The following is a 19,953-nucleotide window of genomic DNA, read 5'->3' on the forward strand; positions in this document are numbered from 1 at the left end:
TATTTTTCTTAATTGTTCTTTTTATGAACGATTTTTAAGGCGAATTAAAAATACCCTTTTTTTTAATCTATTGACGTTTTTTTATAAAAATTGATCTGCATTATGATAAAAGCAAGATTAAGAACGCAGTGATGACGAAAAAAAGACCACCGCAAGGGTGGTCTAACAAGTAAGGCTAAAGGAAGACTAGAATAAATAGGGGATCAGCGGATCACCATTGAGTTGATAACACCTTTTACGCCAGTCACTTTACGGGTTGTTTCAATGGCACGGTTGGCGTCTGCTTGAGAAGAGACGAAACCACTTAATTGCACTTTGCCTTTAAATGTCTCGACGCTAATTTGTGTTGAGTTAAGATTTTTTTCACCTATTAATGCTGTCTTAACTTTGGTGGTGATCACGGAGTCATCAAAATAACCCCCAGTACCTTCTGATGTGGGCGTGGGTGAACATGCAGACAAGGTGAACGCCATCAGTAACGCTGCCATAACAGCGGAGATTTTTGCCCATAGTTTCATCATCAAACTCCTTTTAATCACATTATTGATTGAGTATTTCTGAAAAGAAAATATAAAGCGCTTTATAAAGTATGTGCAAAAAATAAAATTTTGCCAAATTTTTATTAGAACGGTTCAAGTCTCTTAAAATAAGACAAGAGGGAATATTGCACCATTTTATGCGGGTTAGGCAGCAAAATAAGCAATAAAAAGCCTGAGCTAGTCAGTGTGGATTTAAGAGTAATCCGCTTAGAAAAATAGCAAACTATTCTTCTAAAGCGGATCCAAAAGGTGATTAGGCAAGCGTTGCCGCTTTCATTTCTTTAACAAATTGAGTCAGTGTTTTCAGCATGACATCGGGCTGATGCAAGTTTTTCTCAATAATCTGAACAACTGCCGAGCCTGAAATTGCGCCAGCCGCGCCATTTGCAATCGCCTCTTTCACTTGTTTAGGTTCTGAAATTCCAAATCCTTGTAATGCAGGAGGTGCATGATAGGTTTTTAGTTTGTCAGTAAGATGTGTGAGTGATTGCTCTGCACGTTTATCTGTACCGGTTACACCCGCTCTTGATAGTAAATAGGTATAAGCTTTACCCGATATCGCTAATTCTTGTAACAGTTCATCATCAGCGTTAGGAGGACAAATAAAAATAGGACTGATATTTGCGCGTTCTGCTGCTTCACGAAACACTTTTGATTCACGTAAGGGAACATCACCAATTAAGACAGAATCCACACCGGCTTGCTCGCATTTGCTGTAAAAATTATCAATACCATTACTAAAAACAAGGTTGGCATAAACTAATAGACCAATAGGAATATTAGGATGTTTTTTTGCGTACATTAGCTAAAAGTACAAAGCAATCCGAGGGGGTTACACCTACATTCAATGCCCGTAAATTAGCACCTTGGATAGTAGGGCCATCAGCAAGAGGATCAGAAAAGGGAATACCAATCTCTAATGCATCTGCGCCACCTTCAATTAACGCATCAATAATTTGTAATGACAATTCAGGGGAAGGATCACCTAATGTGACAAAAGGAACAAATGCGCCTTGCTGTTTTTGTGCTAATGCTTCAAAGCATACTTGATAACGGCTCATTAGATTTCTCCTCTTGCTGCTAAAATATCGTTTACAGTAAAAATATCTTTATCACCACGGCCTGATAAATTCACAATTAATAGCTGCTCTTTGTCAGGATTTTGTGCAATTAATTTCAATGCATAAGCCAATGCATGAGAAGATTCTAAGGCAGGAATAATTCCTTCTCGGCGAGAAAGTGCTTTGAATGCTTCAATGGCTTCGTCATCAGTAACAGAAACATAATCAGCACGACCAATGCTATTTAAATGTGCGTGCTGTGGTCCAACTGACGGGAAATCAAGACCCGCTGAAATTGAATATGACTCTTCAATTTGTCCTTCATCAGTCTGCATAATTGGGGATTTCATACCAAAATAGATCCCTAATTTTCCATGTTTCAGTGGTGCACCATGTTCACCCGTTTCAATTCCTTTACCGGCAGGTTCAACGCCAATTAGCTGCACCGACGTTTCTGGAATAAAGGACGCAAACAAACCGATAGCGTTGGAACCACCGCCAATACAAGCGATAACCGCATCAGGTAGACGACCTTCACGCTCTAGAATTTGGGCTTTGGCTTCATCTCCAATCATACGTTGAAACTCACGGACAATGGTTGGATAAGGATGAGGACCTGCCGCCGTTCCTAATAAGTAATGCGCGCGATCGTAACAACCAGACCAGTCACGTAATGCCTCATTACACGCATCTTTTAAGGTCGATGAACCACTGTGAACAGGAATAACTTCGGCACCCATTAAGCGCATACGAAATACGTTAGGTGATTGACGTTCAACGTCTTTAGCACCCATATAGATACGACATTTCATATTAAGCAGTGCACAGGCTAACGCTGTTGCAACACCATGTTGACCCGCACCTGTTTCTGCAATTATTTCGGTTTTCCCCATGCGTTTTGCTAATAAGGCTTGACCTAATACTTGGTTAGTTTTATGGGCGCCACCATGCAGCAAATCTTCACGTTTTAGATATAAACGTGTTCGCGTGCCTTCTGTCAAATTACGGCAAAGGGTTAATGCCGTTGGTCTGCCAGCATAATTTTTTAATAAATCTTGGAATTCTTGCTGAAAAGAGGGATCGTTTTGCGCATCAATAAAAGCTTGTTCGAGTTGATCCAATGCAGGAATTAAGATTTCAGGTACATATTGGCCACCAAATTCGCCAAAGTAGGGGTTAAGTTTTCTCATTGTGATGTCATCCTGTTTAAAATTTTTTCTTTGTGAAATTTAATTTAGCTGTAATTGTGCAAATACTTGCTTCAGACGTTGTGCATCTTTTATGCCCGGCGCCGATTCAACTCCAGAGTTAAAATCAAGTCCGATACAGCCTGTTTTCATCGCATCTAGGCAGTTTTCACTGTTAAGACCGCCTGCAAGTAACGCTTTTTCACGTAATGTATTAGGAATTTTTTGCCAATCAAATGTTGTTCCTGTGCCTCCCGTTCCGTTATCAAGTACATATTTATTAACGTGTGAAACGGGGAGGATATCAGTGTGGTTCGCCATATTTATTGCTTGCCAAATTTCACAATTTGGTTGAATTCTTTGGTGAAGTTGCTCAATAAATTGTGCATCTTCTTGCCCATGTAACTGAATAGCAGATAAATTAAGTTTTTCAGCATAGTCACAAATAAGCTCAATAGGTTGGTTTTGAAAAACCCCGACAAATGCTAAAGGAGCTTGTGTTATCAACGTTTGTGCTTGTGACATCGTCACTTTTCGAGGGGATTTCTCTGCAAAAATTAACCCCGCATAATACGCACCCGCTTGATAAACCGCTTCTACATCTTGTGTGCGAGTCAATCCGCACACTTTATGCTTTCCCAGAACGAGCGCTCTCACCGCTTGGTCAATATTGTCTTGTGACATTAAGGCACTACCTACCAGAAAACCGTTAGCATATTGGCTTAATTCTTGAACTTGCTGGTGGGTGTGAATACCTGACTCACTGATCACGATTGCATCTTGAGGTAATCCTTGGCTTAACTGCCGAGTACGCGCTAAATCGATAGAGAGATCACGTAAATCACGATTATTAATACCAATAACTTTGGCATTGAGATTAATGGCACGCTGGCGCTCTTCTTCGGTGCTGACTTCGGTTAATACCCCCATATTTAATTGATGAGCAACGGCTGATAGTGCGCGATATTGCTCATCATTTAAGACAGAGAGCATGAGTAAAATGGCATCCGCTTGATAAAAACGCGCTAAATAGATTTGGTATTCATCAATAATAAAATCTTTGCACAAAACAGGTTGATGTACGGCTTGGCTGACTTGACGTAAATAATCAAAGCTTCCTTGAAAATATTTTTCATCAGTCAATACCGAAATTGCAGCAGCATAAGGTTGATAAATTTTTGCAATCGTAGCGGGATCAAAATCAGCACGAATTAAGCCTTTTGACGGTGAAGCTTTTTTACACTCTAAAATAAAAACAGTATTAGGCTGTGTTAATGCCTGATAAAACGAGCGTGTTGATGGCACTATTTGGTGCACAAATTCTGATAATGGTTGATTCGCTTTACGTGCAATTAAATATTCAGCTTTATCTTTTACGATGGCGTTTAATACAGTCATACTCTTATCCTCTCGCGGCTAATGCTGTTACACGATTTATTGCTTTACCGCTATAAATGGCGTGCATAGCAACTTCAGTATTCATTTTTAAATCTTCTTGCCCATGTAAACGCATTAATAAAGCGACATTAGCTGCAACAGATTCGGTATGTGCTCTTTTTCCTTCACCTTGAAGTAAATCGGCTAATAATTGACGGTTTACTTCTGGTGTCCCCCCTTTTAAATCAGTAATAGCACAAGGGCGAAGACCAAAATCACTGGGTGTCAGTTCATAACGTGTAATGCGACCATTACGTAATTCAGCGACTTGCGTCGGTGCATGTAGTGAAACTTCATCCATTCCACCACTGTGAACAACAGCAGCACGCTCATAACCTAAAACATTCAATGTATCTGCAATAGGCATCAATAATTCTGGGCTATACACACCAATTAATGCTAATGGCGGGCGAGCAGGATTAATCAAAGGACCCAATACATTAAATAATGTACGTGTTTTTAGTTGTTGGCGAACGGGGGCGGCAAAACGAAAACCACTGTGATACTGAGGTGCAAATAAAAAGCATAAACCCACTTCATCCAGTAATTGGCGCGCATCATCAGCACTTCTGTCTAAAGGAATACCAAATGCAGCTAATAAATCAGAAGAGCCCGAACGACTGGATACGCTACGATTACCATGTTTTGCAACTTTGATACCGACTTCAGCCGCCACAAACGCGCTTGCTGTTGAAATATTGATACTATTGGCACCATCTCCTCCAGTGCCAACAATGTCGCAAAACGTGTAATCAGGGCGAGGAAACGGTTGTGCATTTTCAAGTAATGCACGTGCCGCCCCTGCGATTTCTTGAGGATGTTCACCACGCATTTTCATGCTGATCAAAACAGCCGCTAATTGTGATTCGGTTAACTCACCGCGAATAATGGCACTAAACAGTGTTTGGCTTTCTTCTAATGTTAACTGCTGTGCACTAAATAATTTATTGAAGATAGTTTCCATTTTATGCGTCTCCTTTAGGAGTTAATGCCCATGCGATGGTTTGTTCTAAAAGTTGTGCGCCTTTTGTGGTTAAAATTGATTCTGGGTGAAATTGAAAACCACACGTTTTATGTTGACGGTGACGCACCGCCATAACCGTGTTATCGCACCAAGCATTAATAATGAGCTGTTCTGGAATGTGTTCTCCTGACAGTGAATGATAACGAGCAACAGGTAAAGGATGAGGTAAATGCATAAACATTTCACTGTTATCGTGTTCCGCTAATGTCGCTTTGCCATGTAAGATCTCTCCACATGAAGAAACTTTGCCACCGTATGCCTCAATAATGGCTTGATGACCTAAGCAAATACCAATTACAGGTAATGTACCTAATACACGTTTTAACAGTTCAGGCATACAACCTGCTTGTGAGGGAGCGCCTGGTCCGGGAGATAACAGTAAGATCGGGTTATCAAGTTCACGTAATTTTTGTTCAATAAACTCAGCAGAGACGCTATTGCGATAAATCACAACGTTATTGCCAAGAGCACGTAATTGATCGACAAGGTTATACGTAAATGAGTCGATATTATCGAGTAGTAAGATAGTCGCCATTAGCAAGCCTCCTGAAATGGGGTATCAGTATGAGCTTGTAAAATAGCGTTGATGACAGCTTGTGATTTATTGCGTGTCTCTTCAGCTTCCATTTGAGGATCTGAATCAAGCACAATTCCAGCACCCACTTGAATAGTTGCAATATTATTTTCAACATAAGCAGAACGAATAACTATGCAAGTATCGAAATCGCCAGCGCCAGTAAAATAGCCGATAGCACCACCATAACTGCCACGTTTTGTTTTTTCGTAACGAGCAATCAATTGCATTGCACTGACTTTAGGCGCGCTGATAGTGTTCCCATATTCATACAAGCTTGATAAGCATGAAAAATATCTAAGTCATCACGTAATTTGCCTACGACTCTTGAGACTAAGTGCATGACAAAAGCATAACGATCAACTTTTGTTAATTCTGCGACATAACGGCTACCCGCCTGGCAAATACGTGCTAAATCATTACGTGCTAAATCAACTAACATTACATGTTCAGAAAGCTCTTTCGTATCAGTGCGCATTTCAAGTTCAATTCGGCTGTCTAAATCCGCATTGATCGAACCATCTGCGTTACGTCCTCTTGGGCGAGTTCCTGCGATTGGATAGATTTCAATTTGGCGATCACTTGTTTGATATTTCAATGCACTTTCTGGTGATGCCCCAAATACCGTGAACAAAGCATCTTGCATATAAAACAAATAGGGGCTTGGGTTTTTCTCTTTCAACACTTGATAAGCGGCAAGAGGTGAAGGGCAAGCAACTTGAAAGCGACGTGATGGAACAACTTGAAAAATATCACCACGACGAATATAGGTTTTCATTGCCTCAACGATATCACCATAACCTTTATCATCCATATTCCCTTGTATTGTTGATTCTGCGGCTGTTAACGTGCGACGAATAGGATTTTTTAAGGGTTGTTTAGCCAGAGAAATTAACTCAGTTTGTCGTAAAGTGAGGCGCTGAGATTCGGTTGCATCATCAGTAAAAGCAATGGAAATGAGTTGACTATCTTTATTTTGATGGTCGATCACGATTAATTGTTCTGCTAAGTAAAAGCAGTAGTCAGGGCATGAAAAAAGCGTGTCTAATTCGGGAATAGGTTCAAATCCACTGACTAAATCATAAGCAAATAAGCCACCGACAAAAATAGCATTAGCCTCTTTAGTGTCTTTGTTAGCAAGAAAGAAGCGTAAAGCATCAAATACGCTGGCTGATTTTAATTTGCTTTCTTCATCAATATCTTGTGCAGGTGCTGAAAATGTAAAAACACACTGTTTATCGCTCTCTTGCATTAAGATAGCTTTTTCTTTTAGTGCGATTTTTAAAGCAGGTAATAAAGCTTGTCCATTAACGCTTAATGCATCAATGGTGACTTGGTTTTTTACGGCACTGATCCGTAATGCACTATCAACAATTAACAAACTTTTTAAGTTTGCTTTAGTGTCAACTTGTGCAGACTCTAACAACAATGTGTGATGTTTATTTTCACATAATGTATTGAAAAGTAAAGCAGGTTCGCTGTGATAAGGCAGTGGCGTTGCCTTGGTATTGAATGAGAATGCAAGTGATGTATTCATTATTATCGCTCTATATTATTTTTATTTAACTGTTTTTGGTGCATAAAAAAAACCCCGCGTAGGCGGTTTTAGATATCACTGACGTGAAGCAGGAGATCAAACCGCCCATAAAAGAGTATTGCGCCACCAAAGAGCGATAAGATGTTGATTGATATTCATAAAATCTCCTTACAGCTAACGACAGATGATAAGTTAATAGACTAGCTCGTGTTGTGTACTAGTAAACTGGATTGCGTTAGGTTCGTCAAGTACTTTATGGCATACTCTTTAAAATTTATTATCTTGCTAAGATGAAAAGGGAGAAGCGATGACAGAAGTGCTATCTGATTTAAGAGTGATTTATGATTTGCACAGCCACACTACAGCGTCAGATGGCGAGCTTTCACCAGAAGAATTGGTTGAGAGAGCGATAGAGCGTCAAATTAATGTCTTAGCGATTACTGATCACGATACAACGGCGGCGATTACACCTGCTAATGATTATATTGCAGAAAAAAAATCTGCCTCTTACCCTGATATCGGGTGTCGAAATATCGACTTTATGGGAGAATATAGAAATCCATATCGTTGGGTTGAATATTGATATTAACCATAACGCCATGAAGACACTGCTTTCGTCACAAAGCCAATGCCGTGAAACACGTGCAATGATGATAGGTGAACGATTAGAAAAAGCGGGTATTGCAAATGCATTTGAAGGGGCAAAGGCCTTAGCGTATGGCGGACAAGTTACAAGAGGACACTTTGCCCGCTTTCTCGTAAATGAAGGGCATGTTGCCTCGGTTAATAAAGTCTTTAAACGCTATTTAGCAAAAGGTAAAACAGGTTATGTGCCCCCACAGTGGAGCTCAATCGGTGACGCTGTCACAGCGATCCATGAGGCTGGTGGTGTTGCAGTATTAGCGCATCCAGGACGGTATGGTCTATCCTCTAAATGGTTAAAACGCTTAACGCTTTATTTTAAACAACTTGGTGGTGATGCGATCGAAGTGGCACAATGTCAACAACCACCACAAGAACGGGAACAACACGCAGCATTAGCGCAACTTTATGGGTTAAAAGCTTCGTTAGGTTCTGATTTTCATCGCCCTTGTTCGTGGATAGAATTAGGGCGTAATTTATGGTTACCCAGCGGTGTAGAACCAGTTTGGTCGCTATGGCAAGAGTAACATTAGAAATTCGTTGAGGGATGTATGAGCCAACTTTTTTATATTCACCCTGATAATCCGCAGGCTCGTTTAATTGAACAAAGTGCTGATATTTTACGCAAAGGCGGTGTGGTCATTTATCCAACAGACTCTGGCTATGCTATTGGCTGCTGTTTAGAAAATAAAGAGGCAATGACGCGAATTTGTCGTATTCGCCAATTAGATAAAAATCACAATTTTACACTGATGTGTCGTGATTTATCAGAAATTGCTAATTACGCCTATGTGGATAATGTCGTGTTTCGTTTAATAAAAAATAACACGCCAGGTAATTATACTTTTATATTAAAAGCGACTAAAGATGTACCAAAGCGTTTGATGAATGATAAGCGTAAAACGATTGGTTTACGTGTTCCTTCTAATCCTATTGCACTGGCATTGTTAGAAAATATTGGCGAGCCATTAATGTCAACAAGCCTGATTTTACCGGGAAATGATTTTGCTGAATCTGATCCAGAAGAAATCGAAGATTTATTAAGCAAACAAGTTGATTTGGTGATCCATGGTGGTTATTTAGGACAAAAACCAACAACGGTCATTGATTTAACAGAAGATACTCCCGTTATTGTACGTGAAGGTACGGGTGATATTACACCCTTTCAGTAAGTCTTTAGCGGCCTAAACTGAATTGAGTGTAAACAACTCGATAGTGAAGAAATTTATCACGCGATAAAGAGATAAAAGGTGAAGGGATTTGTCGCTTGTGTTAAATTTATCCGTTGCGATAAAACATTACACTGTCTGTTTTTGAAATCGGTTATATCAACGCGAATTTAAACGCTAAACTTTAAACGTTAAACATAATCGATTTGCAGACAAACGGCTAATCAGTTGTTAAGAGTTTGCCAACATCATTTTATCGCCACTATTTATCACAATGTTGATGTGAAAGCGCATCAACATTGTTTGCTATTTAATCAATAAATCTATGTTTATTTTCCTTTTAATAAATATGGGTTGTTTTTATCTAATTGATTTTTTTAAATAATTCTATTTTTATGACGCCTGTGAAGGCGACACATGAGGTTGTTTCATGAGCGATAAATCGCAACGCACTGAAAAATTACAAAAAATCCTTGCTCGTTCTGGTCACGGTTCGCGTCGTGAAATTGAAGGCTATCTTCAAGAAGGACGTATCAGCATTGATGGTACTAAAGCGAAATTAGGTGATCGTATTGATGTCACCACTACTGCAAAAATCCGCCTAGATGGTCGTATTCTAAATATTCGTGAAGCACAAAAAGATGTCTGCCGTGTGCTTGCTTATTACAAACCTGAAGGTGAACTGTGTACTCGCAGTGATCCACAAGGTCGTCCAACGGTTTTCCAACGTCTTCCTCGCCTTAATAGTGCCCGCTGGATTGCTGTGGGTCGTCTTGATGTGAACACCAGTGGATTACTGTTATTTACAACAGACGGTGAATTAGCTAACCGTTTAATGCATCCTAGCCGTGAAGTTGAGCGTGAGTACGCTGTCCGTGTGTTTGGTGAAAATTGATGATGCAAAAAATTCGTCAATTAACGCGTGGTGTACAATTAGAAGATGGTCCTGCCTCATTCCGTTCTGTTTCTTACCGCGGTGGCGAAGGCATTAACCAATGGTACAACGTGTCTCTTACAGAAGGGCGTAACCGTGAAGTCCGTCGTATGTGGGAAGCGGTTGGTGTTCAAGTTAGTCGCCTTATTCGTGTTCGTTACGGTGATATTGATTTACCGAAAGGATTACCACGTGGTGGCTGGGTTGAGCTTGGATTAGAGCAAATCAACTATTTACGTCAGCTAGTTGAATTAAATGACGAAACAGTAACAAAAGTTGCCGTAGAAAAAGATCAGCGTCGCATCAAAGCGAATCAGATCCGCCGTGCGGTTAAACGTCATACTAAATTATCAACACGGACTTCAACATCACCAGCCAAAAGAGCCTCAAGTCGTCGCCAATCAGCAGGAAATAAAAAGTAATTAGCGAATAATTATTTATTATTTTAAATTAAAATATCATTTTTTATAAAGAAGGCACCTATCGGAATAGGGCTGCTTTCTTTTTTGATAGCTTTCTTTTTTCCATAAATAAAATTATGATGCACGGATTGATGAAATGAGAAGTCACGTTTATTAAAATAATATTTTATTTTATTTGTATATTTTACGATAAGGTATACGCGATATATGCATCGTTCTTTTTATTTAACAAACAATATTATGTGCGACTACTCTTACTGCGGGTTGTGAGCAAAGAACTAATTTAAATTCACAGTCTGGCGTGTTTTATATTAGTAACAATAAAACAACACCGTTAGTCTTTCAAATTGATAATAATTCTTTTTGGCTTAATACCGGTGAAGTAAAAGAAATAAAATTAGAGAATGGGAAGCATGTATTAGTTGATGCTGAAGGGAAGAAGAAAACCTTTATGATTTATTCTGGCAATCATGGAGGAATAATTAATCCAGCTAAGGAAGTATACTACAGCTTTACTTCTAATTTTTCTCCTAAAGAAGATAATGAGCCTTTGTATTTAACAATGCGTTCTGTTTGGATTGATGGTCAGCTTGTGCATGGGGCGATTAATAGCTCCGATGCGATATTTATTGATAATAATGTTTTCCGTTGTGATGTTCCTTTAAATGAACCTATCCCAACTTATTTACCTGATTGGAGTAATAAGGGGGGAATTAATGTATTAACTAAGTGTTTTTCACAGACTGAATTTCAAGATTTTTATATCAAGGAAACCATATGGTATTCATGTCTATTCAGGGCGTAATTTATTGGAAGCACATAAAGAAAAAGATAAATATAATTGGATAGATGATGGAAACACGCGGACAGATGATTTTATTCCAACATTGAGTCATATTGAGTTTAATAACAGAGAACTGTTGAAAGAAGCTAAAAGTATTTATAAAGTCACCAATTTCCTATTTAGCTTCACGTGATCCGAATGAAAAGCAAAACTACTATAATGAATATCATTTTCATATAATGATAATGGCTATGGTTTATAGTCAACAAATACAAAATGATATATTTGATGATAAAGAAGCTTACTTTAAATTAATAAATGAAACAGGGCGTATATTTGGTGCAGGCATATTAAGCGAACCTGCTTTAATATAAATAATTATTCAGTTTTTAGTTAATTGAGACTCGGGTAAGAGATTATTACCAATCTATGCCTTTTTGTGCTTTTATCCCACTATCAAAAGCATGTTTAATAGGACGCATTTCTGTCACAGTATCGGCTAACTCGATTAATTTTCTATGACAGCCTCTTCCTGTAATAATGACATTTTGATGAGAAGGACGAGAGCCAATAGCTGAAACAACCTCTTCTAATGGCAAATAATTAAAGCTAATCATATAGGTAATTTCATCGAGAATAACGAGATCGTATTCTGGGTCATTAAGCATTTTGAGTGCATATTGCCAAGTATTTAAACAGGCAGCTGTATCCGTGCTTTTATCTTGTGTTTCCCAAGTAAAACCGGTTTCCATTACATAAAATGGTACACCGAATTGTTCCAGTAGGTTACGTTCACCGTTTTCCCATGTTCCTTTTATAAACTGCACAACACCGACCTTTTTTTTGATGACCAACAGCGCGTGTGGCTGTTCCCATCGCTGCTGTTGTTTTTCCTTTACCGTTACCTGTAAAGATCATCAAAACACCTTGTTCTTGCTGAGCTTGCTCAATTCGGGTATCTACTTTCTCTTTTAAACGTTGTTGGCGTTTTTGGTGTTGTGCGTCATTCATTTTGCTACCTCAAACTTAACTTATATTATTCAGCAGGGCCCGCTTTACGACCAGGTTGTGCATCTAAAGACTGTCCTTTTACGTCAATACTGTCATCACTCATTAAATAGAGATATAAAGGCATCAAATCTTTCGGTGTTTTCAATTTTTGTGCATTTTCTTCTGGAAATGCACTTGCTCGCATTGCGGTACGTGTGCCACCAGGATTAATACAGTTAATACGCAAGGTACTATCGTTATATTCTTCGTTAAGTACTTGCATTAAGCCTTCTGTCGCGAATTTAGATACCGAATAAGCTCCCCAGCCATAACGACCTTGGCGACCGACACTCGAGGTGGTGAGGATAAGGCTTGCATGAGGAGCTTTGAGCATTAAAGGTAACAGTGCTTTGGTAAGCATAAATGTCGCATTGACGTTAACTTGCATAACATCATGCCAAAGGTTGCTTGGTTGATTAATAATTGGTTCAACAACACCTAATAGACCCGCATTTTGCAGCACACCATCAAGATGAGGGAAACGTTTAACGAGAGTATCCGCAAATTGCTGAAAATCGTTCTCTGTCGCTGTAAGTAGATCAAGTGGATATAACATAGGTTGTTGACCACCTGATGTAATTATTTCTTCTTGAACATCTTCAAGTTTTGATAGAGTACGACCTAATAAGATAAGTGTTGCGCCATATTGCGCATAAGTCAGTGCGGCTTCTTTTCCTATGCCATCACCAGCACCTGTTACTAGAATAATTTTATCTTTTAGCACGCTATGATCGGGTTGATATTGCAACATATTGATATCCTGTCTAGTAAAAAAGTAAATAAAGTGTAACGTCTTATTTGTCTAGCGACCAGTTTCGTCTGACTTTTTGTTTACAATTTGTGGTTACTTTCTTTATTGTATTAAGCAGAATCATGCCTTTGCTGCTGGCGCTAAAGCAGAATTTGGTTAAACTAGGCATATTGATTTTAGTTAGTGTTATTAACCTTAAAAAGAGGTCTTTGTGGAGTATATTTTACAATATGGACTGTTTTTAGCAGAAATTGTCACTGTTGTTGTGGCGATTATCGCTATCGTGTTGTTTTTTGTTGTGATTGGAAATAAAAAGCAAAATCGTAAAGGGACGTTAAAAGTCACAGATCTTGCTGAAGCTTACGAAGAAAAACAGCGCGTTATGCAACAAGCAAAAATGGACGATGCTGAATTAAAAGTCTGGTATAAAGCGTTTAAAAAACAGCAGAAAAAAGAGAATAAACAGAGTAAAAACAATGCAAAAGAAGGTAAAAAAGGCGTTGTAAAACCTTGTTTATATGTGCTTGATTTTAACGGTAGTATGGATGCCCACGAAGTAGGAGCATTACGTGAAGAAATCAGTGCCATTCTTTCTGTTGCACAAGCCGGTGATGAAGTATTACTGCGCTTAGAAAGCCCTGGAGGCATGGTTCACGGATATGGATTAGCCGCAGCGCAATTAACACGCTTAAAAGAAAAGGGTATTAAACTGACGGCGGTTGTCGATAAAGTGGCTGCGAGTGGGGGATATATGATGGCATGTGTGGCAGATAAAATTGTTGCTGCACCCTTTGCGATTATTGGTTCGATTGGTGTTGTGGCTCAGATCCCTAACATTCACCGTTTACTAAAGAAAAATGATATTGATGTTGAGTTACATACAGCTGGTGAATATAAACGCACATTGACTTTATTAGGTGAAAATACTGAAGAAGGTCGTGAAAAATTTAAGCAAGATTTAAATGAAACGCATCTATTGTTTAAATCATTTGTGCATAAATATCGCCCTCAACTTGATATTGATAGCGTTGCAACGGGTGAGTATTGGTATGGCTCAGAAGCACTCAATAGAGGCTTAATTGATGAAGTTGGTGTGAGTGATGATTGGTTGATCAATCATATTAATGATTTTGAAGTCCTCGCTGTCCAATATGTTACCAGAAAGAAAATGGTTGAGCGTGTTACCGGTGGCGCAATGGAAAGTATTGATAAACTTATGATGCGCTGGGTACAAAGAAGTAAGAAACCGCTGCTATAAGCCCAGTTAATACACAATAAATGATATCAGTGATAATGATTATTGCTGATATCATCCTTTCTTACCCACTTATTATCCCTAAATCATCTCAATAAATCTTCTAACTTTCTATTTTTAAACCTTTTCATTTTGATAAGGTAAAAAAAAAACCAGTGAAAATTTCACTGGTAATCAAAAAAATAATGATATTACTTATAACAACGTCAGGGTAAATATTTCCTCTTTCTAGGAGGCTTTAATATAGCGGTAAATCGAACATAAAAATAATTGATATTACTGATTGTATTAATAGGTAAGTGTAATCGAATGTTGAAATGGGACAGAAAATTTGTAGCATGATTAAATTGAATTTTTATTCTTTATTTTCATTTTGTTATGCCAGTTATTGGCATGTCAATGAATGCAATAACTGGCAAACAAGCACTCTTTTTGTTATCGATAAAGAGTCAATTAATTGACTTGAGTGAATAAATAAAAAGCTCACGAAGGTGACTTATTCTAAATGGTATTTATCAGATAACACATGAGCTAAATGTTTAAACATATTGAATGCAGCAGTGCTTTTTGCAGTGGGTAAACCTTGTTCATCTAAAAAAAATTCACCTTTAAATACGAGGACATTACCTTTTTGTTCTACCGAATCAGCACGCATACCTTGTAAATAATCTTCATGTTCGCATATGATTTTATTCGCTTTTTTCAAGTAGCATCTCTGTTGTAATAGGTGTAGTTTGTGTTGACATAATATGTGCTCCTTAGAAAAATAATTTGTTGCGCCTCACTTTTTATCAGGTAGAGTGTGGCATTTTTAAAAGCTTAGCTACTCTATATGTAGCAAACAATGATTTGCCTGTGCCCGATCAAAGCAGAGAGGTGATTAAAATACCTCAAAAAAAAGTTATGAGTTTTGAGCTTAAACAAAAGCTTTGAATAAAAACAGGTTGATATATTGCAAAACTAACGCAATATAAAAAAGAGATTTTAAACATTTTTTTAGTTGAGGGTATTAAACGATACCGTCATAACAAAGTTTAATTAGGTAAAGGTAATTATGGGTAAAGCTCTTGTTATCGTGGAGTCCCCGGCTAAAGCCAAAACGATCAATAAATATCTTGGCAATGACTACGTTGTTAAATCTAGCGTGGGTCACATTCGTGATTTGCCAAAGAGTGGTTCTGGCAGCCAGAAGAGCGAAAACTCATCCGCCACGAAAGGCGTGAAAAAAGTTAAAAAGGATGAGAAATCAGCCTTAGTCAGCCGCATGGGAGTTGATCCCTATAATGGATGGAATGCGAACTATCAAATTCTACCCGGTAAAGAAAAAGTTGTGGCTGAACTAAAAGCATTGGCTGAGAAAGCTGATCATGTCTATCTCGCAACGGACCTTGACCGCGAAGGAGAAGCTATCGCGTGGCATTTACGCGAAGTTATCGGCGGCGATGATGAACGATTTAGTCGGGTGGTTTTTAACGAGATCACTAAAAATGCCATTACACAAGCTTTCCAAACGCCTGGTGAGTTAAATATAGATCGCGTTAACGCGCAACAAGCACGTCGCTTTATGGATCGTGTTGTAGGCTATATGGTTTCACCTTTGCTTTGGAAAAAAGTGGCTCGTGGATTATCTGCGGGTCGTGTACAATCCGTTGCTGTGCGTCTTTTAGTTGAACGTGAGCGTGAAATTAAAGCCTTTGTTCCTGAAGAATATTGGCAATTACATGCATCACTGTTAACGCCTGACGAACAGCCATTGCGAATGGAAGTCACGCATTATAATGATAAAGCCTTCAATCCCGTTTCATCCGATGAAACACAGGTTGCGGTAAATGCATTACAAAATGCGATTTTTACGGTAAAAGATCGTGAAGATAGACCAACATCAAGCAAACCTAGTGCTCCATTTATCACATCCACCTTACAGCAAGCGGCAAGTACGCGTTTAAGCTTTGGTGTGAAAAAGACGATGATGTTAGCTCAGCGTCTTTATGAAGCGGGTTATATAACCTATATGCGTACTGACTCAACTAACTTAAGTCAGGATGCAATTCAAATGGCGCGTGGTTATATCAATGAGAATTTCGGTGCTAAATATTTGCCGAAAGAGCCAAATGTTTATTCAAGCAAAGAAAATTCTCAAGAAGCACACGAAGCTATCCGTCCTTCTGATATCAACGTTATCGCAGAATCTTTAAAAGATATGGATAACGATGCCAAACGTTTATATCAACTGATTTGGAATCAATTTGTGGCTTGTCAAATGACACCCGCAAAATACGATTCAACGACATTAACAGTCGAATCAGGTGATTATAAATTACGTGCTAAAGGTCGTACTTTACGTTTTGCAGGTTGGACGAAAGTCATGCCAGCGATGCGTAATAAAGATGAAGATAAAACCCTACCAGCAGTTGATGTAGGGGCAAAACTGACTTTAGCTGAGTTAGAACCTACTCAGCACTTTACTAAGCCACCAGCACGTTTTAGTGAAGCTACGTTAGTTAAAGAATTAGAAAAACGGGGTATTGGTCGTCCTTCAACCTATGCATCTATCATCTCCACTATTCAAGATCGTGGTTATGTAAAAGTTGAAAACCGTCGTTTTTATGCAGAAAAAATGGGTGAAATCGTAACAGATCGCTTAGAAGAGAATTTTAGCGATTTAATGAATTACGATTTTACGGCGCAGATGGAAGATCACCTCGACCATGTTGCTAATAATGAAGAAAACTGGAAAGCGGTATTAGATGCGTTCTTCACCGATTTTAGTCAGCAATTAGAGATCGCTGAAAAAGATCCGGAAGAAGGTGGCATGCGACCAAATCCAATGGTGATCACGTCGATTGAATGTCCAACTTGTTCTCGTCATATGGGAATTAGAACGGCGACAACCGGCGTATTCTTAGGCTGTTCAGGTTATGCTTTACCGCCTAAAGAGCGTTGTAAGCAAACTATTAACCTTATCCCTGAAGATGAATTATTAAATATTCTTGAGGGTGAAGATGCAGAAACTAATGCATTACGTGCGCGCCGTCGTTGCCCGAAATGTGGTACTGCAATGGACAGTTACCTGATTGATACTCATCGTAAGTTACATGTTTGTGGTAATAACCCTGCATGTGATGGTTATGAAGTTGAAGAAGGTGAATTCCGCTTAAAAGGTTATGAAGGTCCAGTTATTGAGTGCGATAAATGTGGCTCTGAAATGCACCTGAAAATGGGACGTTTTGGTAAATACATGGGATGTACTAATGATGACTGTAAAAATACCCGTAAAATCTTAAAAAGCGGTGAAATTGCACCACCGAAGGAAGATCCCGTTCCACTTCCTGAATTGCTATGCGAAAAATCAGATGCTTACTTTGTCTTACGAGACGGTGCGGCGGGTGTATTCTTAGCTGCAAATACGTTCCCTAAATCAAGAGAAACGCGAGCACCAAAAGTGGAAGAACTGGTTCGCTTTAAAGATCGTTTAGCAGAGAAAATGCGCTATTTAGCAGAAGCGCCGGTGGCAGATCCTGAAGGAAACCCAACGATTGTGCGTTTTAGTCGTAAAACAAAACAGCAATATGTTTCTTCAGAGAAAGAGGGTAAAGCAACAGGTTGGTCTGCATTCTATGTTGATGGTAAATGGGTTGAAAAAACCAAATAACATGAGCATTACGTGATAAATAAAAAAGCGACTAATGAGAGTTAGTCGCTTTTTTGTATTAAGAAGGTATGCTAATTAAATATACTGAAACAGTATTAATGGTTGATTTCTATTTGTCTAATATCTTACTTTGCTAATAAGACGGAGATACTATGAAACCGATGTCTTTATTACTATCTGGCTTACTTTTTACTTCTGTGGCAAGCGCTGCAACGTTAGATGTCACGTTAAAAGAAGCTTTACCGACGGGAGCAGGCAACGATATTGGTGTTGTCACTATCACTGAAACTGATTATGGGTTGTTATTTACCCCAAAACTCACTGGATTAACACCAGGTATTCATGGTTTTCATATTCATGCAAATGGTTCTTGTGAGCCTGATATGAAAGATGGCAAACCTGTACCGGCTTTAAAAGCAGGGGGGCATTTAGATCCTGAGAAAGTTGGTGCTCATTTAGGACCTTATAATAAAGATGGGCATCTAGGTGATTTACCTGGATTAGTTGTGAATGACAAAGGTGTTGCTAATTACGCAGTATTAGCGCCAAAACTCACTAAGCTTGAGCAAGTCAAAGATAAAGCAATCATGGTTCATGTGGGGGGAGACAACTACTCTGATGATCCCGAGGCTCTTGGCGGTGGTGGAGCAAGAATGGCATGTGGTGTGATTAAATAATTGAGTCCCACGATGACGATGAAATAAAAGCTGGCAGATAAGGTCAGCTTTTTTTTATGCTTATTTATAGCTTATAACTATTTGATATAACAAAAGCTAAATAACCCTATTAATTACGTTAGACCGAAATGAAATAAGTGATATAGTGGTTATATATTACATCTTTATTATTCTTTTTAGTTATATGAATATAAATAGAATAACGGAATAATAAGTCTTTTGTTGAAGGGATAGCCTCTCCATGAAATTACAACAGTTGCGTTATATCGTTGAAGTGGTGAATAACGATTTAAATGTTTCGACCACGGCAGAGCGTTTGTATACATCTCAACCGGGAATAAGTAAACAAATTCGCATGTTAGAAGATGAGCTAGGTATACAAATATTTTCTCGCAGTGGTAAACATCTAACGCATGTCACACCGGCGGGTGAAGAAATTGTAAGGCTGTCTAGAGAAATTTTATCAAAAACAGAAGCGATTCGATCAGCCGCGGGTGAACACACTTATCCAGATAGAGGTTCACTATCGATTGCAACAACGCATACACAAGCTCGTTATGTATTGCCTCCAGTGATAAAAGGTTTTATTGAGCGTTATCCGGATGTTTCATTGCATATGAATCAAGGTTCACCCACACAAATTGCTGAAGATGTATGCAGAGGTAAAAGTGATTTTGCGATTGCCACAGAATCACTGCATCTTTATAACGATTTAGTGATGCTACCTTGTTATCGTTGGAACCGTATTGTGGTGGTTTCAAAAGATCATCCACTGGCACAAAAACGAGAAGTGACACTCAAAGAGCTCGCGGGTTATGATATCGTGACTTATACCCAAGGCTTTACAGGACGCTCCGATCTTGATGATGCTTTCGGTAAGGTAGGGTTAAAACCTAAAATTGTTTTCACTGCCACCGATGCGGATGTGATTAAAACGTATGTCAGACTGCATTTAGGCATTGGTGTGATTGCCAGTATGGCATTTGATCCTGTACTCGATAGCGATTTAGTTGCCATTGATATGCGTGATAAGTTTAGTTATAGCACCACTAAAATTGCGTTTCGTCGTAGTGGGTTTTTACGTGGCTATATGTATGATTTTATGTGGCGTTTTGCACCTCATCTTACGCGTAAATTTAATTGAGCAAGCTGTTGCGTTGCGATTTAGTTGCCATTGATATGCGTGATAAGTTTAGTTATAGCACCACTAAAATTGCGTTTCGTCGTAGTGGGTTTTTACGTGGCTATATGTATGATT

The 19,953-nt window shown here is 38.8% G+C and carries 10 protein-coding genes and 8 pseudogenes; 9 read left to right on the plus strand and 9 right to left on the minus strand.

From position 1 onward, the window contains the following. Positions 1-203: 203 nt before the first annotated feature. The 6 genes and pseudogenes from BHE89_RS10165 to BHE89_RS10195 all read right to left on the minus strand — a co-directional run bounded on the left by BHE89_RS10165 (position 204) and on the right by BHE89_RS10195 (position 7,359). Positions 204-518: a BON domain-containing protein gene (locus tag BHE89_RS10165; protein ID WP_069369252.1), complete on the minus strand. Its 315-nt coding sequence runs from the start codon at positions 516-518 to the stop codon at positions 204-206. 274 nt (positions 519-792) lie between these two features. Next, positions 793-1,600, minus strand: a pseudogene (gene trpA, locus BHE89_RS10170) (tryptophan synthase subunit alpha). Further along, a complete protein-coding gene (trpB, locus tag BHE89_RS10175; protein WP_069369250.1) occupies positions 1,600-2,790 on the minus strand; it encodes a tryptophan synthase subunit beta in 1,191 nt (396 codons plus the stop codon). The pseudogene trpA and the gene trpB overlap by 1 nt, the downstream one beginning before the upstream one ends. A gap of 39 nt (positions 2,791-2,829) precedes the next feature. Further along, positions 2,830-4,185, minus strand: coding sequence for a bifunctional indole-3-glycerol-phosphate synthase TrpC/phosphoribosylanthranilate isomerase TrpF (gene trpCF, locus BHE89_RS10180; protein ID WP_069369249.1), 1,356 nt, complete (start codon positions 4,183-4,185; stop codon positions 2,830-2,832). A gap of 4 nt (positions 4,186-4,189) precedes the next feature. After that, positions 4,190-5,783: pseudogene (gene trpD / locus BHE89_RS27420) on the minus strand (bifunctional anthranilate synthase glutamate amidotransferase component TrpG/anthranilate phosphoribosyltransferase TrpD). Then, a pseudogene (locus BHE89_RS10195) lies at positions 5,783-7,359 on the minus strand (anthranilate synthase component 1). Before BHE89_RS10195 ends, trpD begins: the two co-directional pseudogenes overlap by 1 nt. Positions 7,360-7,666: 307 nt before the next feature. Here BHE89_RS10195 and rnm point away from each other — a divergent pair. The 5 genes and pseudogenes from rnm (at position 7,667) to BHE89_RS25530 (ending at position 11,684) form a co-directional block, all read left to right on the plus strand. After that, a pseudogene (gene rnm / locus BHE89_RS10200) lies at positions 7,667-8,528 on the plus strand (RNase RNM). A gap of 24 nt (positions 8,529-8,552) precedes the next feature. After that, positions 8,553-9,173, plus strand: a complete 621-nt coding sequence (locus BHE89_RS10205; protein ID WP_069369244.1) for an L-threonylcarbamoyladenylate synthase — start codon at positions 8,553-8,555, stop codon at positions 9,171-9,173. Between the two features lie 427 nt (positions 9,174-9,600). Beyond that, a pseudogene (gene rluB / locus BHE89_RS10210) lies at positions 9,601-10,526 on the plus strand (23S rRNA pseudouridine(2605) synthase RluB). A gap of 301 nt (positions 10,527-10,827) precedes the next feature. Beyond that, positions 10,828-11,331, plus strand: coding sequence for a hypothetical protein (locus tag BHE89_RS25525; RefSeq protein WP_286146054.1), 504 nt, complete (start codon positions 10,828-10,830; stop codon positions 11,329-11,331). Positions 11,332-11,561: 230 nt separating this feature from the next. Beyond that, entirely contained in the window at positions 11,562-11,684 is a 123-nt protein-coding gene (locus tag BHE89_RS25530) for a hypothetical protein (RefSeq protein ID WP_286146055.1), read from the plus strand. Between the two features lie 45 nt (positions 11,685-11,729). On the opposite strand, the pseudogene cobO reads toward BHE89_RS25530, so the two are convergent. Together cobO and BHE89_RS10225 are read right to left on the minus strand one after the other, a co-directional pair. Then, a pseudogene (gene cobO, locus BHE89_RS10220) lies at positions 11,730-12,321 on the minus strand (cob(I)yrinic acid a,c-diamide adenosyltransferase). A 25-nt stretch (positions 12,322-12,346) separates the two neighbouring features. Continuing rightward, positions 12,347-13,108 (minus strand): YciK family oxidoreductase, encoded by a 762-nt coding sequence (locus tag BHE89_RS10225; RefSeq protein ID WP_171729951.1) that lies wholly within the window; start codon positions 13,106-13,108, stop codon positions 12,347-12,349. A gap of 214 nt (positions 13,109-13,322) precedes the next feature. Here BHE89_RS10225 and sohB point away from each other — a divergent pair, with 214 nt between their 5' ends. After that, the gene (gene sohB / locus BHE89_RS10230; protein WP_069369239.1) at positions 13,323-14,369 is read left to right on the plus strand and encodes a protease SohB; all 1,047 of its coding nucleotides are present in this window, start codon (positions 13,323-13,325) and stop codon (positions 14,367-14,369) included. Positions 14,370-14,862: 493 nt separating this feature from the next. Here the strand turns inward: sohB and BHE89_RS10235 are convergent. Continuing rightward, positions 14,863-15,112: pseudogene (locus BHE89_RS10235) on the minus strand (YciN family protein). A gap of 308 nt (positions 15,113-15,420) precedes the next feature. On the opposite strand from BHE89_RS10235, the gene topA reads away from it, so the two are divergent. From topA to cysB, 3 genes and pseudogenes are all read left to right on the plus strand, one after another. Beyond that, the gene (topA, locus tag BHE89_RS10240) at positions 15,421-18,018 is read left to right on the plus strand and encodes a type I DNA topoisomerase (protein ID WP_069369237.1); all 2,598 of its coding nucleotides are present in this window, start codon (positions 15,421-15,423) and stop codon (positions 18,016-18,018) included. Positions 18,019-18,170: 152 nt separating this feature from the next. Then, a complete protein-coding gene (gene sodC, locus BHE89_RS10245; protein ID WP_069369236.1) occupies positions 18,171-18,695 on the plus strand; it encodes a superoxide dismutase family protein in 525 nt (174 codons plus the stop codon). 241 nt (positions 18,696-18,936) lie between these two features. Beyond that, positions 18,937-19,873: pseudogene (gene cysB, locus BHE89_RS10250) on the plus strand (HTH-type transcriptional regulator CysB). The last annotated feature ends 80 nt before the right edge of the window (positions 19,874-19,953 follow it).

The sequence above is a fragment of the Shigella sp. FC1967 genome, from assembly GCF_001743005.1.
Taxonomy (GTDB): Bacteria; Pseudomonadota; Gammaproteobacteria; order Enterobacterales; family Enterobacteriaceae; genus Proteus.

What these genes read in the sequence shown, in the direction of transcription:
- BHE89_RS10165 (WP_069369252.1), bottom strand. Translation starts at nt 518, where the DNA reads ATGAAACTATGGGCAAAAATCTCCGCTGTTATGGCAGCGTTACTGATG.
- trpB (WP_069369250.1), bottom strand. Translation starts at nt 2,790, where the DNA reads ATGAGAAAACTTAACCCCTACTTTGGCGAATTTGGTGGCCAATATGTA.
- trpCF (WP_069369249.1), bottom strand. Translation starts at nt 4,185, where the DNA reads ATGACTGTATTAAACGCCATCGTAAAAGATAAAGCTGAATATTTAATT.
- BHE89_RS10205 (WP_069369244.1), top strand. Translation starts at nt 8,553, where the DNA reads ATGAGCCAACTTTTTTATATTCACCCTGATAATCCGCAGGCTCGTTTA.
- BHE89_RS25530 (WP_286146055.1), top strand. Translation starts at nt 11,562, where the DNA reads ATGGTTTATAGTCAACAAATACAAAATGATATATTTGATGATAAAGAA.
- topA (WP_069369237.1), top strand. Translation starts at nt 15,421, where the DNA reads ATGGGTAAAGCTCTTGTTATCGTGGAGTCCCCGGCTAAAGCCAAAACG.
- sodC (WP_069369236.1), top strand. Translation starts at nt 18,171, where the DNA reads ATGAAACCGATGTCTTTATTACTATCTGGCTTACTTTTTACTTCTGTG.